This window comes from Cytobacillus sp. NJ13 (assembly GCA_030348385.1).
Taxonomy (GTDB): Bacteria; Bacillota; Bacilli; order Bacillales; family Cytobacillaceae; genus Cytobacillus.
In genome coordinates, this window is the sequence record JAUCFP010000006.1 from 4,645,465 (window position 1) to 4,662,646 (window position 17,182).

The 17,182-nt window shown below is 42.0% G+C and carries 12 protein-coding genes, 1 tRNA gene and 1 other annotated feature; of the genes, 12 read left to right on the forward strand and 1 reads right to left on the reverse strand.

The window, feature by feature from the left end:
- Positions 1-84: 84 nt before the first annotated feature.
- From QUF73_22860 to clpX, 11 genes are all read left to right on the forward strand, one after another.
- Positions 85-161 (forward strand) — tRNA-Arg (locus QUF73_22860).
- Between the two features lie 461 nt (positions 162-622).
- Positions 623-885: a binding site (T-box leader), on the forward strand.
- An 81-nt stretch (positions 886-966) separates the two neighbouring features.
- Complete coding sequence (gene ilvB / locus QUF73_22865) at positions 967-2,688, forward strand: acetolactate synthase large subunit (GenBank protein MDM5228950.1); 1,722 nt, start codon at positions 967-969, stop codon at positions 2,686-2,688.
- Entirely contained in the window at positions 2,685-3,203 is a 519-nt protein-coding gene (gene ilvN, locus QUF73_22870) for an acetolactate synthase small subunit (protein ID MDM5228951.1), read from the forward strand. The genes ilvB and ilvN overlap by 4 nt, the downstream gene beginning before the upstream one ends.
- Before the next feature lie 147 nt (positions 3,204-3,350).
- Positions 3,351-4,373 (forward strand): ketol-acid reductoisomerase, encoded by a 1,023-nt coding sequence (gene ilvC / locus QUF73_22875; protein ID MDM5228952.1) that lies wholly within the window; start codon positions 3,351-3,353, stop codon positions 4,371-4,373.
- Positions 4,360-5,904 (forward strand): 2-isopropylmalate synthase, encoded by a 1,545-nt coding sequence (locus QUF73_22880; protein ID MDM5228953.1) that lies wholly within the window; start codon positions 4,360-4,362, stop codon positions 5,902-5,904. Before ilvC ends, QUF73_22880 begins: the two co-directional genes overlap by 14 nt.
- A gap of 90 nt (positions 5,905-5,994) precedes the next feature.
- On the forward strand, positions 5,995-7,107 hold the full coding sequence (gene leuB / locus QUF73_22885; GenBank protein MDM5228954.1) for a 3-isopropylmalate dehydrogenase: 1,113 nt from the start codon (positions 5,995-5,997) through the stop codon (positions 7,105-7,107).
- 97 nt (positions 7,108-7,204) lie between these two features.
- Positions 7,205-8,620, forward strand: a complete 1,416-nt coding sequence (leuC, locus tag QUF73_22890) for a 3-isopropylmalate dehydratase large subunit (protein ID MDM5228955.1) — start codon at positions 7,205-7,207, stop codon at positions 8,618-8,620.
- A gap of 16 nt (positions 8,621-8,636) precedes the next feature.
- Entirely contained in the window at positions 8,637-9,230 is a 594-nt protein-coding gene (leuD, locus tag QUF73_22895) for a 3-isopropylmalate dehydratase small subunit (GenBank protein ID MDM5228956.1), read from the forward strand.
- 101 nt (positions 9,231-9,331) lie between these two features.
- The gene (locus QUF73_22900) at positions 9,332-10,360 is read left to right on the forward strand and encodes a tetratricopeptide repeat protein (GenBank protein MDM5228957.1); all 1,029 of its coding nucleotides are present in this window, start codon (positions 9,332-9,334) and stop codon (positions 10,358-10,360) included.
- A gap of 161 nt (positions 10,361-10,521) precedes the next feature.
- Positions 10,522-11,808, forward strand: a complete 1,287-nt coding sequence (gene tig / locus QUF73_22905; protein MDM5228958.1) for a trigger factor — start codon at positions 10,522-10,524, stop codon at positions 11,806-11,808.
- Between the two features lie 668 nt (positions 11,809-12,476).
- Complete coding sequence (gene clpX, locus QUF73_22910) at positions 12,477-13,742, forward strand: ATP-dependent protease ATP-binding subunit ClpX (GenBank protein MDM5228959.1); 1,266 nt, start codon at positions 12,477-12,479, stop codon at positions 13,740-13,742.
- 55 nt (positions 13,743-13,797) lie between these two features.
- Here the strand turns inward: clpX and QUF73_22915 are convergent.
- Positions 13,798-14,993, reverse strand: a protein-coding gene (locus QUF73_22915) for an IS3 family transposase (GenBank protein MDM5228960.1) whose coding sequence is annotated in 2 segments (ribosomal slippage) — positions 13,798-14,687 and positions 14,687-14,993 — 1,197 coding nt in all. Because the reading frame shifts where the segments join, the coding sequence is not laid out codon by codon here.
- Between the two features lie 296 nt (positions 14,994-15,289).
- On the opposite strand from QUF73_22915, the gene lonB reads away from it, so the two are divergent.
- Positions 15,290-16,957 (forward strand): ATP-dependent protease LonB, encoded by a 1,668-nt coding sequence (gene lonB, locus QUF73_22920; GenBank protein ID MDM5228961.1) that lies wholly within the window; start codon positions 15,290-15,292, stop codon positions 16,955-16,957.
- Positions 16,958-17,182: the final 225 nt, after the last annotated feature.

Here is a 17,182-nt window from a genome sequence, read left to right on the forward strand (position 1 = left end):
AGTGTTGACTTCTTAACATTTGTCTAATATAATAAATCTTGTCGTTAAGTTAATTAATCTCAATCAAGTGATATTATTCAATACGTCCCAGTAGCTCAGCCGGATAGAGCAACGGCCTTCTAAGCCGTCGGTCGGGAGTTCGAATCTCTCCTGGGACGCCATTTACACATCTGGCAGCACTACATATCTTACCGAATTCTTACTCACCATTTTGGTGAGTTTTTTTGTTTTAGTTTAGTTTTTAATGGCAGGGTCTGCCAGTGCAACCCTCGATATTTAAATCGTCTTTACAAACCTCTTAATATTTGAACCCATTTCAGCTGTCATCTTCCATAATTAAAAAATTCTCTAAAATTTTTTTGTCCCAGGGAATGTGAATATATCAACAATGTAAGCGGATACAGAAAAACAGATTAATCGAAATTATCTAATAATTCACGAAAAGGGTGTTGACGGCTGATAAAAATGGGCGTAAGATAGTCCTCAATATAAGAAATTCACACCTTAAAGTTAAATAGAATTAAAACCTTCATCTAAGTGAAATCTCTCTCAATATGAATTTTTTCAACTTAATAATTCAGTGGTTTAAAGCGTTAATGTTTTAAGGGTTTAACTCCGAATAAGAAAAGCGTAGAAGAGGATAAGTAGTTTTATGACAGGCATTCACAGAGAGCCGGATTTGCTGAAAACCGGTAATGCCCTCTTAAAATGAACTCACCTCTGAGCGCAGTCCTGAAAGATGATCGATGATCGACTAGGGGCTGCCGGGTGTTCTTCACCCGTTATCAAAAAGGACAGCATTTCGCTGTTCATGAGTGCACGCATCATAAGCGTGAATCAGGGTGGTACCGTGGAACAGGTTATCAAAGCCTTTTCATCCCTTATACCTACAATCGATAGGTGTCTTTAGGGGTGGAAGGGCTTTTTATATTGGAGTTATAAAAAATATGAGGAGGTTATCAACAAATGCTGCAGGAAGCTGCCTTAACAGAAACAAAAACGGAGACACATCCTGTCACCGGTGCTGATCTGTTATTACGAGCCTTGGAGAAAGAAAATGTTGAAGTGATTTTTGGTTATCCTGGAGGAGCTGTTCTTCCACTCTATGACAAACTGTATCATTCAGAGATTCTTCATGTGCTGCCGCGTCATGAGCAGGGAGGAATTCATGCTGCTGAAGGGTATGCCCGGATATCTGGAAAGCCGGGTGTTGTAATTGCCACTTCAGGACCAGGAGCCACTAATATTGTTACCGGGCTTGCAGACGCAATGATGGATTCACTTCCGCTGATTGTTTTTACAGGCCAGGTGGCAACGGGAGTCATTGGATCAGACGCCTTTCAGGAGGCGGATATCCTGGGGATAACCACTCCAATTACAAAATACAATTATCAGGTCCGCAGCATTGAAGATATCCCGAGAATTGTTAAAGAAGCTTTTTATATAGCTTCAACCGGCAGGCCAGGACCGGTACTGATCGATATCCCTAAGGACATAGCTGCGGGAGTTTCAGATCAGCCTGAGGAAGAAAAGGAAGTGAATCTGCCGGGATATCAGCCTACTTTAAAACCAAATTACCTGCAAATAAGGAAATTAACTGAAGCGGTCAGCAGATCGAAAAAGCCAGTCATCCTGGCTGGTGCTGGCGTGCTTCATGGTAGAGCATCCAAAGAATTAAAAGAGTATGCAGAGCAGCAGCAAGTTCCTGTTATTCACACACTCCTGGGCCTCGGCGGGTTCCCGGCAGATCATCCATTATTTATCGGAATGGCAGGAATGCATGGCTGTTATGCAGCCAATATGGGACTTACAGAATGTGACTTGCTGATAAATATTGGAGCCCGCTTTGATGACAGATTAACAGGAAACTTACAGCATTTTGCACCACATGCAACAGTCGCCCATATTGATATTGATCCTGCTGAAATAGGAAAGAACGTTCCGACGTCAATTCCGATTGTAGCAGATGCAAAAGAAGCTCTTGAGCAGCTGATTCTGCAGGATGGAAAACCGCCGGCCCATAAAGAATGGATGGAAACCATCCTGAGGTGGCAGGAGGAATATCCATATTTCTATGATAAAGAATCTGGACGATTGAAGCCCCAGAAAGTTATGGAAATGCTTCATTCAAAAACGGAAGGGAATGCCATTGTCGTAACAGACGTAGGACAGCATCAAATGTGGGCAGCCCAATACTACCGCTTTAATAAGGCAGACAGATGGGTGACATCAGGAGGGCTTGGAACAATGGGATTTGGGTTCCCTGCCAGCATCGGAGCTCAGCTGGCCGACCCGGAAGCATGCGTACTCGCTATTTGCGGAGATGGAGGGTTCCAAATGTCAACGCAGGAGCTTGCCATTATCCAGGAAATGAATCTGCCGGTGAAAATTATCATTTTTAATAATATGGCCCTTGGCATGGTTAGGCAATGGCAGGAGATCTTTTATGAATCCCGTTTCTCTCACAGCAAAATCCCAGTACAGCCATCTTTCGTAAAATTGGCAGAAGCTTACGGAATAAAAGGATATGTCATTCAATCTGAAAGCGAAGCTGAAGAGTTATTGGATGAAGTGCTTCATAACCGTGAACCAGTACTTATCGATTTCCGGGTGGATCCGGGTGAAAATGTGTATCCGATGATTGCACCTGGAAAAGGACTTCATGAAATGGCAGGTGTAAAACCATGAAAAGAGTCATATGCCTGACTGTTATGAATCGGCCGGGTGTTCTAAACAGAATCACGAATTTATTTTCCAAAAGAAACTTTAATATTGAGAGCATTTCAGTTGGCCTGTCTGAGCATGAAGGGATGTCGCGCATCACTTGTGTGGTCCATGTTGAGGACTCCAGTGCCAGTGAACAAATTACAAAACAGCTAAACAAGCAAATCGATGTGATAAAAGTAACTGATATCACGGATCAATCGATAGTGGCAAGAGAGCTCGCCCTCATTAAAGTTCAGGCGGTCCCTTATACCAGAAATGAGATTTACTCTTTAATTGAACCTTTCAGAGCTTCTGTTATAGATGTCAGCAAAGATAGCATGACCGTTCAGATTACAGGTGAATCTGATAAAGTAGAAGCTTTCATTGAACTCATTAAACCATATGGAATCAAAGAGCTTGCCCGGACGGGAACAACGGCATTCCCTAGAGGAACACAGCGTACTTCCCAGCAGTCCAAATCATACTCTATTGTTTAATTATTAATTACTGAGTTGATTGTAGCGAGCAGCCTGGAGCGGAAATAAACGGACAGCATTGATAGACGAAACACTACAATTTATACGAATAGAGCCAAAAATTAATTATAAAAAATAATAAATTTTAATCGGAGAGGGAGATAAAACATGGCAAAAATGTACTATAACGGAGATGCAAATGCAGCGTATTTAAACGGAAAGAAAGTAGCGGTCATCGGATACGGATCTCAGGGACATGCGCATGCGTTGAATATGAGGGACAGTGGTGTTGAAGTCGTAATCGGCCTTCGCAAAGGGAAGTCCTGGGAAAAAGCAGAAGAAGACGGTTTCCAGGTATACTCAGTCGGTGAAGCAGCAGCACAGGCAGATGTAGTGATGATCCTATTGCCGGATGAACTCCAGCCAAAAGTATACAAGGAAGAAATTGAACCGAATCTATCAAATCAGGCATTAATGTTTGCCCATGGATTTAATATTCATTTTAATCAGATTGTGCCTCCAAAAGAGTGTGATGTATTGCTTGTAGCACCGAAAGGGCCAGGACATTTGGTCAGAAGAACATATGAACAGGATGCGGGTGTCCCAGCCCTGTTTGCAGTCCATCAGGACGTAACAGGAGAAGCAAAGGAGCTTGCCCTTTCTTACGCTAAAGCCATTGGATCACTTCGCGCAGGAGCATTGGAAACAACTTTTAAAGAAGAAACCGAGACAGATCTGTTTGGTGAACAGGCAGTGCTTTGCGGAGGGCTGACTTCATTGGTTAAAGCAGGATTTGAAACTCTTACAGAAGCAGGATATCAGCCGGAACTTGCATACTTTGAATGTCTGCATGAGCTTAAACTCATCGTTGACCTTATGTATGAAGGCGGTCTGGAAGGAATGCGCTATTCCATCTCAGATACTGCACAATGGGGTGACTTTGTCAGCGGCCCGCGCGTAGTAGATGCAAGAGTGAAAGAAGAAATGAAGGCAGTTTTGAAAGATATCCAGGAAGGCAATTTTGCTAAAGGCTGGATTTTGGAAAACCAGGCAAATCGTCCGGTATTTAATGCCGTGAATCAGAGAGAGAATGAGCATCCAATTGAACAGGTTGGAAGAGAACTTCGTAAAATGATGCCGTTTGTCAATAGCAGCAAGAAGAAAGAAGTGGTCGTAAGTGCAAACAATTAAGATATTTGACACAACGTTACGAGATGGCGAACAATCAGCCGGTGTCAACCTTAACTTTTCCGAAAAGTTAGAAATCGCCAGGCAGCTGGAGCGTTTAAATGTTGATATTATTGAAGCTGGGTTTCCTGCAGCATCCAAAGGTGATTTTGCTTCTGTACAGAAAATTGCCCAGACGATTAAAAATTGCTCGGTCACAGGACTGGCAAGAGCAGTTATCTCTGATATAGATGCTGCATGGGGAGCATTAAAGGACGGGGCTGAGCCAAGAATACATACATTCCTGGCAACCTCTCCAATCCACAGGCAATATAAGCTAAAGAAAACGAAAGAGGAAGTGGTTGAAACAGCAGTAGAAACAGTTAAGTATGCTGCTTCAAAGTTCCCGATCGTCCAATGGTCTGCGGAGGATGCTTCCAGGACAGAATTGCCTTTTCTTGCTGAAATAATCGAAAAGGTCATCCAGGCTGGGGCGAGGATCATCAATATACCGGATACTGTTGGATACACAACACCACAGGAATATGGAGAGATTTTTCAATACTTAAGAAATCATGTTCCTTCTATTGATAAAGTATCCTTATCAGCTCATTGCCATGATGACTTGGGAATGGCCATAGCTAATTCCCTTTCAGCTATAGAAAATGGAGCAACACAGATTGAGGGCACCATTAACGGGATTGGTGAAAGAGCTGGAAATGCGGCATTGGAGGAGCTGGCGGTAGCCCTTTATATCCGGAATGATCATTATCAGGCTTCGACGCGTCTGAATCTTCAGGAAATCAGCAGAACGAGCAGCCTGATCAGCAAGCTGACAGGCATGGTGGTACCAGCCAATAAAGCGATTGTCGGAAGAAATGCTTTTGCACATGAATCAGGGATACACCAGGATGGGGTACTGAAGGAAAAAACAACTTATGAAATTATTTCCCCTGATCTAGTCGGATTCCAATCCAATTCAATGGTGCTTGGAAAACATTCTGGACGCCATGCCTTTAAAAACCGCCTGAGTGAACTGGGGCTTGAAGTAGCAGATGAAGAAGCAAACCGGCTATTCACTGTTTTCAAAGATTTGGCCGACCGCAAAAAAGAGATGACAGACGACGACCTTGCAGCAATCGTACTTGAAGAGAAGCTCTCCAAGGAGCAGCGATTCTATGATTTGATCGGAATCCAAATTCAATATGGTACGAACTCTGTTCCGACGGCAACTGTTACCCTGTCAGGATCAAACAACGAAGTGATCCAGGAAGCGGGTACTGGAGCTGGAAGCATCGAAGCGCTGTATAACACATTGGAAAAATGCTTGAATGGGACAGCTAACCTTCTTGATTACCGCATTCAATCCGTGGGGGCAGGAAGAGACGCTTTAGCTCAGGTTTATGTAAAACTGAACTACGAAGGAATGGAAACCAGCGGCCGAGGATTGGCCCAGGATGTGCTCGAAGCTTCCTCAAAAGCTTACTTGAACGCTGTTAATAGAGTGATATATATGAAAGAAAAAGCACAGGCGCAAGCGGTAGAGGCGAATTGATAGAAGCTCCCGTTCCTCCCCGCGGGTTCGCAGAGTAACCAAAACAATAATCTATAAGCATAAACAAAAAACCAGACGGAGGGATTAAAAATGAAAAAACGTATCGCAGTACTTCCAGGAGATGGGATCGGCAAAGAAGTGGTGAAGGGAGCAATTGAAGTCCTGCAGGCCGTTGGAGAACGGTTCGGGCATCAATTCCAATTTTCTTATGGCAAGATTGGCGGTTCTGCTATTGATGCAGCCGGAACTCCGCTGCCTGATGAAACGCTGGAGCTTTGCAAAGAAAGCGATGCGGTCATGCTGGGAGCGGTTGGAGGGCCTAAATGGGACCGGCAGCCTCCCCACCTTCGTCCTGAAAAGGGTCTCTTGAAGATCCGCAAGGAATTGAATCTCTATGCAAATCTGCGGCCAACTCAATATTATTCCAGCCTTTCGGATACTTCCCCATTAAAGAATGAAGTAATTGAAGGTGTGGATATGCTGATGGTCAGGGAATTAACCGGCGGCCTGTATTTCGGAAAGCCAAGCGAGAGGACCCAGCAAAACGGAAAAGATGCTGTGGTAGATACATTGTTTTATCAAAAAGAAGAAATGCGGCGTGTCATTAAACTGGCCTTTGAACTTGCCGGAAGCCGCCGCGGCAAGGTGACTTCTGTTGACAAGGCCAATGTTCTGGAATCAAGCCGAATGTGGAGAGAGGTAGCGGAGGACATTGCAAAGCAATATCCTGAAGTGACATTGGAGCATATGCTTGTTGACAATGCAGCGATGCAAATGATTAAAAATCCGAAGCAATTCGATGTTGTAGTAACGGAAAATATGTTTGGTGATATTTTGAGCGATGAAGCTTCTGTTTTGACTGGCTCTTTAGGAATGCTTCCTTCTGCCAGCCTTTCGGAAAACGGGCCTTATTTATACGAACCAATCCATGGTTCAGCACCGGATATTCAAGGGAAGAATGCAGCCAATCCTATTGCCATGATTTTATCAGCAGCCATGATGCTTCGCTTATCTTTCGGAATGGAAGAGGAAGCTGAAGCGGTTGAAAATGCTGTTAATCAAGTGCTTGAAGCTGGCTATCGTACAAGAGATATTGTTTCATTTGGAAAAAAGGTGGTTACTACTTCTGAAATGATTGAAGAGGTAAAGGCTACCCTTTTGGATAACGAAGCTATTCTTAATATTATGGGGGCTTATGCATAAAAGCTGAAATGATGGCTGGACACAGTTTCAGCTGATTTTAAAAACTGGGACACGGCCTTCATCGGCCGTGTTTCTTTTAAAAAGGGAGTGGAACAGAATGGGAAAATCAATAATAGATAAGATTTGGGAAAAGCATGTAGTCCACAGGGAAGAGGGGAAGCCTGATTTGATGTACATAGACCTCCACTTAGTGCACGAAGTTACATCCCCTCAGGCTTTTTCAGGTTTAAGAATGAAAAACAGAAAAGTCAGGAGGCCTGATAAAACGTTTGCTACAGTTGACCACAATATTCCTACTGATAACCGAAAAGTCATCAATGATCCTGTTGCACTGAACCAAATGACCACTTTGGAAAAAAACTGTCTGGAATTCGGCATCCCTCTTGCAGGGCTGGATAGTCCTGAACAGGGGATAGTCCATGTGATCGGGCCGGAGCTGGGGCTTACTCAGCCAGGCATGACAATTGTTTGCGGTGACAGCCATACATCCACTCATGGAGCTTTTGGATCAATAGCGTTTGGCATTGGAACAAGTGAAGTGGAGCATGTCATGGCTACCCAGACTTTATGGCAAAGCAAGCCTAAAACATTAAAACTGGAGATAAACGGAGAGCTGAAAAAGGGTGTTACCGCTAAAGATGTCATACTTTATATTATTGCCAAAAACGGAATTGGCTTTGGTACGGGCCATATTATAGAATATTGCGGGGACACACTCGCTAAAATGTCAATGGAAGAAAGAATGACGATTTGCAATATGTCCATTGAAGGAGGAGCAAGGGCTGGGCTTGTCAGCCCTGATGAAACAACGTTTGCCTATCTGCAAGGGAAGAAGTATGCACCAGAAGGAGCTGAATTTACACAGGCAGTCAATAATTGGAAAGAGCTTGTATCTGATCCTGATGCGGCATACGATAAAACCATTCAAATTGATGCAGCAGATATTGCGCCAATGGTCAGCTGGGGGACGAATCCTTCTATGACTTCCAAAGTGAATGAACAACTTCCAAAACTTGAGGAATGCAAAAACGAGCTTGAACAAAAATCACTATCCAGAGCTTTAGATTATATGGGGCTGCAGGAAGGGCAGAAAATTGAAGACATTCAGATTCAGCATGTTTTCATCGGGTCTTGCACAAATTCCCGGCTGGAAGACTTAAAACAGGCTGCAGAAATAATTAGAGGGAAGAAAGTTCATCCTCGAGTCCGTGCACTTGTTGTTCCAGGGTCACAGCAGGTCAAAAAGCAGGCGGAGGCTGAAGGACTGGATCTTATCTTTAAGCAGGCTGGTTTTGAATGGAGGGAATCAGGCTGCAGCATGTGTTTGAGCATGAATAATGATATTGTGCCAAGCGGCGAGCATTGTGCCTCAACATCAAACCGAAATTTTGAAGGACGCCAGGGATCAGGGGCCAGAACACATCTTGTCAGTCCTTTAATGGCGGCTGCTGCAGCTTTGTACGGACATTTTGTGGACGTAGGAGCTTTGCTTAGCGCAGAAACAGTTCAATAAGAAGGAGGAGAACAAAATGAGCGGATTTAAAACACTGCAAGGGAAAGCTGCTGCTTTAGATAGAGCAAATGTGGATACTGATCAGATTATACCCAAGCAATTTCTTAAAAGAATTGAGAAAACGGGGTTTGGACAATATCTGTTCTATGACTGGAGATTTACAAAAGATGGTTTGCCTAACCCTGAGTTTGAGTTGAATAAGGAAGAAAACCAGGGTGCTACTATTCTCATTGCAAATGAAAACTTCGGCTGCGGTTCTTCGAGGGAGCATGCACCATGGGCTTTAGGAGATTATGGCTTTAAAGTCATCATTGCCCCTTCATTTGCTGATATTTTTCATCAAAATTGCTTAAAAAATGGCCTTTTGCCAATCACTCTTCCGGCTGAAACAGTCGAATACCTGCTCAAGTGTGCTAAAAGCCAGCCATACGAATTGAAGGTTGATTTGCAGAATCAAGTAATTGAGGATGAACATAATTTTTCAGCATCATTCTCTATAAATGATTACTGGAAAAAAATGCTGATTAATGGCTGGGATGAAATAGAGATTACCCTTCAATTAGATAAAAGCATTTCAAATTTTGAAGAAAAACAGTTAGCTGTACAGTAAGAATGTATGAAAGATTCATGGCGGGAAACCATGAATCTTTTTGTTTTTCTGCTGATTCATGCTACACTAACTTCAAAAATATAAGTTGAGGCGGTACTAGCATGGGAAAGCGGGAACGGAAAAAACAAAACAATAAAATTATTCTATTTCCCGGCCTTGAGAAAAGACTGCTTGAAAAGGGGCTTGAGTCCTTTCAGCAGAAAAGGTATCAGGAATCGATCCAGTTCTTTGAAGAAGCAATGGAGATGGAGCCTGAGGATACAGATGTCCATATCGGGCTTGTTCTGGCATATTATGAAGCTGGAGCATTGGAAAAAGCGAAGAAACTGGCTAATAAAATGCTCCAAACAGGCATTGGGGATTACATACAAGTAATGGATCTTTATTTAATGATCCTTGTGCAGCTTCATCAATACAGCGAGATTGCAGCAATGATTGAAGTTCTGCTTGAAGAGAGGGAGATCCCGAAGGAGAAATTTGAGCATTTTAGCAGAATGCTTGAGTTCAGCAGAAAGATGGCTGCTTCCCCTTCTGAAATCGAGATTGAAGCACCTGAAATAGAGGAATTCAAGGACAGGAAGCTCAATCTGTTCTCCTGCAAGGATCAGCATGACCAAATGCAGATCGCTGCACAGCTGGCAGAACATAATATCAGGCCATATATAGAAGATATTAAAGCATATCTTGAAGCGCATGACGGAAATCCTTTCTTTAAAACGATGCTGTTAAATGTGCTTACCGAGCATGGTTATGATAAATATGTACCGATTCGGAAATTTGATAAAAGCGTTCGGGTGATTCCTGCTGAACTTCCCCCGGTACATCAGCAGCCGATGCTGTTAAAAATAGTCAATAAACTCGAGATTCAGCTCGAGCAGGAAGATCCGGTATTATATGAAAATACAAAGAGCCTTGCAGAAAGGCACTTTTTCCTGCTATATCCGCTTGAAGCCTCACCGGATAACGCTGCTTCCTGGGCGGCGGCATACCATATGCTTTCTTATGAGTACCATGGCTTAACCAGTTCTTTCAGCAAACTGGGAGATATTTATGAAGCTCCAGAAGAGGAAATTGAAAAGGCTTTTGCCTTTATAAGAAAGATAGAAGAAATTTCTTATCCCAATATTTAGCCTTCAATGTTGAAAGACAGGGAGTGTATGTTATAATATAATGGTTGTATTATGTGTATATATACATTTTTATTTAATGGATATGGCTTGAATAACAAGAGATATTCATAACATTCTGTGTTGAATGAAATGATAATAGATTTTTGGAGGGAAATGATTGTATGTCTGCTAAATTTGAAAAGTTAGAAGGGAACCGCGGGGTTCTTACAATTGAAGTAGATGCAGAGAAAGTGAACGAAGGTCTGGACGCTGCATTTAAAAAAGTAGTTAAGCAAGTAAACGTTCCAGGATTCCGTAAAGGAAAAATGCCTCGCGGAATGTTTGAAAAGCGTTTCGGAATTGAATCTTTATACCAGGATGCAGTAGATTTTCTTCTTCCAGAAGCTTATGCTAATGCAATTGACGAAACAGGCATTGAGCCGGTAGATCGTCCTGAAATCGATGTTGAGCAAATTGAAAAAGGAAAAAACCTTATCTTCAAAGCTACAGTTACTGTTAAGCCTGAAGTAAAGCTTGGCGAATACAAAGGCCTTGAAGTTAAGCCTCTTGAAACAAACGTTACGGATGAAGATGTTAACAGCGAGCTAACTTCACTTCAGGAAAGACAAGCTGAACTTGCCGTTAAAGAAGAAGGAAAAGCTGAAACTGGCGATACAGTTGTTATGGACTTTGAAGGATTCGTTGATGGCGAAGCTTTCGAAGGCGGAAAAGCTGAGAACTACTCACTTGAACTTGGTTCAGGACAGTTCATCCCTGGCTTTGAAGACCAATTGACTGGAGCTGCTGCTGGAGAATCTAAGGAAGTTGAAGTTACTTTCCCTGAGGAATACCATGCTGCCGAGCTAGCTGGAAAGCCTGCAACATTCAAAGTAACTGTACATGAAATCAAAACAAAACAGCTTCCTGAGCTGGATGATGAGTTTGCTAAAGATGCAGACGAAGAAGTTGAAACTTTGGATGCATTAAAAGAAAAAATCAAAACTCGCTTAGAAGAAAGCAAGAAGCATGAAGCTGAGCACCATGTCCGCGATACTGTTGTTGAAGCAGCGGCTGCTAATGCAGAAATGGAAATTCCAGCTGCAATGGTTGACACAGAAGTTAACCGCATGATGCAGGAGTTCGAACAGCGCCTGCAAATGCAAGGCATGAACCTTGAACTATACTTCCAGTTCTCCGGACAGGATGAAGCTGCACTGCGCGAGCAAATGAAAGAGGAAGCTGAAAAGCGTGTACGCGTTAACCTGACTCTTGAAGCAATCGCAAAAGCAGAAAACATCGAAGTAAGCGATGAAGAAGTTACAGAAGAGCTTAACAAAATGGCAGAAATGTACAACATGTCTGCTGACCAGATCACACAAGCTCTTGGAAGCCTTGAAGGCCTAAAAGCAGATCTTCAAATTAAAAAAGCAGTAGATTTCCTTGTGGAAAATAGCAAGACTGTTGCATAATAAAAGAAAAGCGGAGCCGACTGCACTGCCCCGACAAGCATAAGACGAATTACGGAGGAGGTTGTTAAACCTCAGTAGTAATTTGGCTTATGACCTCGAGGGGCAAGGAGGCGGAGCTAGACAGTAGTCTAACTTCGAAAGCAGAAATTTTCTCCCTTTTAATAAGAAACAAGGCGCGAGTTTATCGTGCCTTGTTTTATACCATCAAGACAATACATAATGAAAATCTCCCTTGTATCTTTGCCAGGTGAAAAGTTTTACGGCATATTGAACATGGACAGGAATACAAATACATATATAGATAATTTAATTATCGGTCCAAGGGGCCGACTTAATTTAGCCATTTTTGGTTAAGCTTATGAAAGTACATATAAAATTCAGCCTGTTTTTTCTTTGCGATATCCCATCACATGCATGCATACATAATTGAAATGTTTTAAGAGTTATCATTTCCTGTCCACTGTAAAAATGTGTTACAATGCAATACATAACTGCTGAAGGTTTTGATTTTTAAGAAAGTGTGAATTATTAAAGAGGACATGATTGCACGTATATTTCAAAGAGTCCACCATAATTCCCAACCTTTCTATGGCTGAATAAAGAACTATTTGCATGTGATCTCGCAAGCTTAATATATCGTTTTGAAGTTTTTTCAAGGGGTGAAGGATTTGTTTAAATTTAATGATGAAAAAGGGCAATTGAAATGTTCTTTCTGTGGCAAGACACAGGATCAGGTCCGCAAGCTTGTTGCTGGGCCCGGAGTATATATATGTGATGAATGCATTGAGCTTTGCACTGAAATTGTGGAAGAAGAGCTGGGTACAGAAGAAGAAGTGGAATTCAAAGATGTGCCAAAGCCAGCTGAAATACGCGACATACTGGATGAGTATGTAATTGGCCAGGATCAGGCTAAGAAATCGCTATCTGTAGCAGTATATAATCACTATAAGCGCATCAATTCCAACAGCAAGATTGATGAAGTTGAACTATCAAAAAGTAATATTGCCATGATCGGTCCGACTGGAAGCGGTAAAACATTGCTGGCTCAGACATTGGCCCGCATTCTAAATGTTCCGTTTGCAATTGCGGATGCAACATCATTGACTGAAGCCGGATATGTCGGGGAAGATGTTGAAAATATCCTCTTAAAGCTTATTCAGGCAGCTGATTATGATGTGGAAAAGGCAGAAAAAGGAATCATTTATATTGATGAAATTGATAAAGTTGCACGTAAGTCGGAAAATCCGTCAATCACTCGTGATGTATCAGGTGAAGGTGTGCAGCAGGCTCTATTGAAAATTCTGGAAGGAACAGTTGCGAGCGTACCGCCACAAGGCGGCCGCAAACATCCTCATCAGGAATTTATCCAGATTGACACGACCAATATCCTGTTTATCTGCGGCGGTGCATTTGATGGCATTGAGCAAATTATTAAACGCCGTTTAGGCCAGAAGGTAATTGGCTTTGGATCCGACCAGAATCAAAAAGAAATCGAGCCAAAGGATCTTCTTGCAAAAGTGCTTCCAGAAGACCTGCTGAAATTCGGTTTAATTCCTGAATTTATCGGACGTCTTCCGGTTATTGCAAGCCTTTCCCAGCTTGATGAAGCTGCATTGATTGAGATTTTAACTAAACCTAAAAATGCACTTGTCAAACAATATCAGAAAATGCTTGAACTTGATGATGTTGAGCTTGATTTTGAAGAAGGTGCACTTGAAGAAATTGCTAAAAAAGCAATTGAAAGAAAAACAGGTGCCCGCGGACTGCGCTCCATTATTGAAGGAATCATGCTGGATGTGATGTTTGATCTTCCATCACGCGATGATATTAAAAAATGCATTATTACGAAAGAAACGGTTATTGATAATGGTTCGCCAAAACTTGTTTTGGAGGACGGAACAGTCGTAGAAGAAGAGCGCAAGACTTCAGCATAATAAAAAGTGGCCAGCCTTGGTCTTACCCCTGTCAAGTAGACAACCTTAAAAAAGACTAAGCAGCCAGTGTGAGTCGGTATTCAACCGGAGCACACTGGTTTAGTTTTTTCTGGAATCTTTTATAGTTATAGAGATACATGTATTCTTCAAGTATTTGAATTAATTCTTTTTCTGTTTTAAACTGTGATCGATATAGCTTCTCTGTCTTTAGATGAGAGAAGAAAGACTCAATACAGGCATTATCGAGGCAGTTTCCTTTGCGAGAATGGCTGCCTTGAATGCCTATTTTCTTTAACTTTTTGTGGTATTGATTAGACGTGTATTGGAAGCCTTGATCTGAATGCAGGATCGCACCATACACGTTTCTTTTTTGTGTTAATAGATCGATTGTATTAAGGACCAATTCTAAGTCATTTCTCTTTGAAATATTCCAGGCTAAAACCTCATTGTTATAAAGATCGAGTATAACGGAAAGGTAATAAAATGAATCTCCAACTTGAATATACGTAATGTCTGTTACGTATTTCTCATCTGGTTTTAGAGCCTTAAAGTTACGGTTTAATAAGTTTGAGTAAATAACGGAAGGCTTCCTTCCGAAGAAGTTTCGCTTCTTCCTAATTTCAGCTCGAATATTCATATCAGTCATTAATCGATATACCTTCTTATGATTAATATGAAATCCTTCGTCTTTAAGAGCTATTTTCATACGAGGGTAACCATAAAAAGGGTATGTATGATGAATAGCCATAATATGTGATTTTATTAGATATTCTTTGGTCTGCCTGTCCTCCCTAAGGGAGGTCGTTTTAAGCCACTTATAATAACCTGATCTTGAGACTTGCGCAATCTCAGCTAACCAAGCGATAGGGTAAATACCACTTAGTTCGTTTATGATTTCGAATCGTTCTGCTTTTGGGATGATCCCTCCTCGTGTAGATTTGGATACCGCTTTTTTAGGTATTCAACCTGAGCTTTATAATAATCCCTTTCCTCTTGGATACTTTTAAAGTTCGTTCTGGGGCGCCCTTTAAGTGGATTACTGTCTGTGTTACCGCCTGCACGTCCCCTTAAATCTTCAAAGGACTCTCCCTGATTAAATTTCATAACCCATTTCTTTAATTGGGTTGGACTTCGAAGACCTAGCTCTTCCGATACTGTTCGGTAACTTTTGTTTCCTTCTTTGTATAGGTTTACTGCTCTTATTTTAAAATCTTCTGTATATTTTTGATACGTTCTTCCTGTTTTTCCCATGAAAAATCCCCTCCAAGTTAAGTGTATCACCATTTTTTATGATGGTCTTTTTACACTGTCTACTTAGAGGGGATAATATCACCTTGGGGCATGGCCATTTTTTTTGTTTTTCTGAATTTAAAACTTTGTACTCTGAGGGTTGTCTAGCTCCAGCGCCTACCCCCTCGAGGTGTCGGGGGTGGGGAAGCCGCTTCCGCTTTCCGTGCTTACTTTTAAATGAATTCCTTGTTTATTCCAACTCAGTCAGGGAGATACTAGCATTATCAACGAGAACAAATAATGCAGGAGGGAACACAATGAGTTGGACGGGGATCGCTTTATTTATCCAATTGTTTTTTGGAATTGTCATTGGGCTTTACTTTTGGAATTTGCTTAGGAGCCAGCGGACACAAAAAGTTTCTATCGACCGTGAATCAAGGAAGGAAATGGATGTATTGAAAAAGATGCGTTCCATTTCGTTAACTGAACCTTTATCAGAAAAAGTTCGTCCATCCAGTTTTGCAGATATTGTGGGGCAGGAGGATGGAATTAAATCTCTGAAAGCAGCATTGTGCGGACCCAATCCTCAGCATGTTATTATTTATGGTCCACCCGGCGTAGGAAAAACGGCTGCGGCCAGATTGGTACTGGAAGAAGCCAAGAAAAATGCAAAGTCACCCTTTGAGGCAGCTTCTGTTTTTATAGAACTGGATGCTACTACGGCGAGATTCGATGAGAGGGGCATTGCAGATCCTCTGATAGGTTCTGTTCATGATCCTATCTATCAGGGTGCTGGGGCAATGGGGCAGGCGGGAATTCCGCAGCCTAAACAGGGTGCTGTTACAAATGCACATGGAGGCGTGCTTTTTATTGACGAAATCGGTGAGCTTCACCCCATACAGATGAACAAGCTTCTGAAAGTGCTTGAAGACCGGAAAGTTTTTCTGGAAAGTGCTTATTATAATGAAGAAAATACTCAAATACCAACCCATATTCATGATATTTTTAAGAATGGCCTGCCGGCGGACTTCCGCCTGATCGGAGCAACTACCAGGACTCCGAATGAAATACCGCCTGCCATTCGTTCCAGATGCATGGAGGTATTTTTCAGAGAGTTAGCTGAAGAAGAGATTTCTGCTGTAGCAAAAAAGGCTTCGGATAAGGTCAATCTCTCTATTAGTGAAAATGCGCTTGGCATTCTCGCCAATTATGCAAGAAATGGACGAGAAGCGGTTAATATGATTCAAATCTCTGCAGGGTTAGCGATTACTGAAGACCGTGATTACATAAAAGATGAAGATATTGAATGGGTTGTGCAATCGAGTCAGCTTTCACCGAGAATGGAAAGGAAAATCAATTCCCATTCTGCTGTTGGTCTTGTAAATGGGCTGGCCGTATATGGACCGAACACAGGTGCTTTGCTTGATATTGAAGTTACTGTGATTCCTGCAAAAGAAAAAGGCAGTATTAATATTACAGGCATAGTTGAAGAAGAAAGCATAGGCGGCCAAGGAAAATCAATCCGGAGAAAAAGTATGGCCAGGGGTTCAATTGAAAATGTAATTACTGTTTTGAGGTCAATGGGCGTTCCGGCTGACGAATATGATATTCATGTCAACTTTCCTGGCGGAGTTCCAATTGACGGCCCTTCTGCGGGAATTGCCATGGCGACAGGGATCTATTCTGCTATTTATAAACGGCCAGTGGACAATACTGTAGCTATGACCGGGGAAATCAGCATTCATGGGTACGTCAAGCCAATTGGAGGCGTATATCCAAAGGTGAAAGCTGCAAAAAAAGCAGGAGCAGAGACAGTAATTATCCCAAAAGAAAATATGCAATCCATCTTAAAGGAAATAACAGGCATTAAGATTATTCCTGTAACCCATTTGAATGAAGTATTTGATGCAGCGCTGCAAAAAGAGTATCTCAAAGAGCAGGCCATAACTGCTTCAATCGAATTAAAGAAAAAAGAGAGCATATGATGTGTGGCCCAGTAACCCATTCAGGATTTGTCAGTTATTGAAAACCCGCTGAACAAACGCCTCCCGCTAATCGCGGTCAGAAACTTCGGTTTGCAGTTTAGGCTACAAACCGAAGTTTTATTTGCGTAAAGAAGGATAAAGTGTAATTATAAATGAATATCTTTTTAATACTGGCTTTCAGCAATTTCTCTTTAATAGACACTGCTATTTAAATACGATAGAATT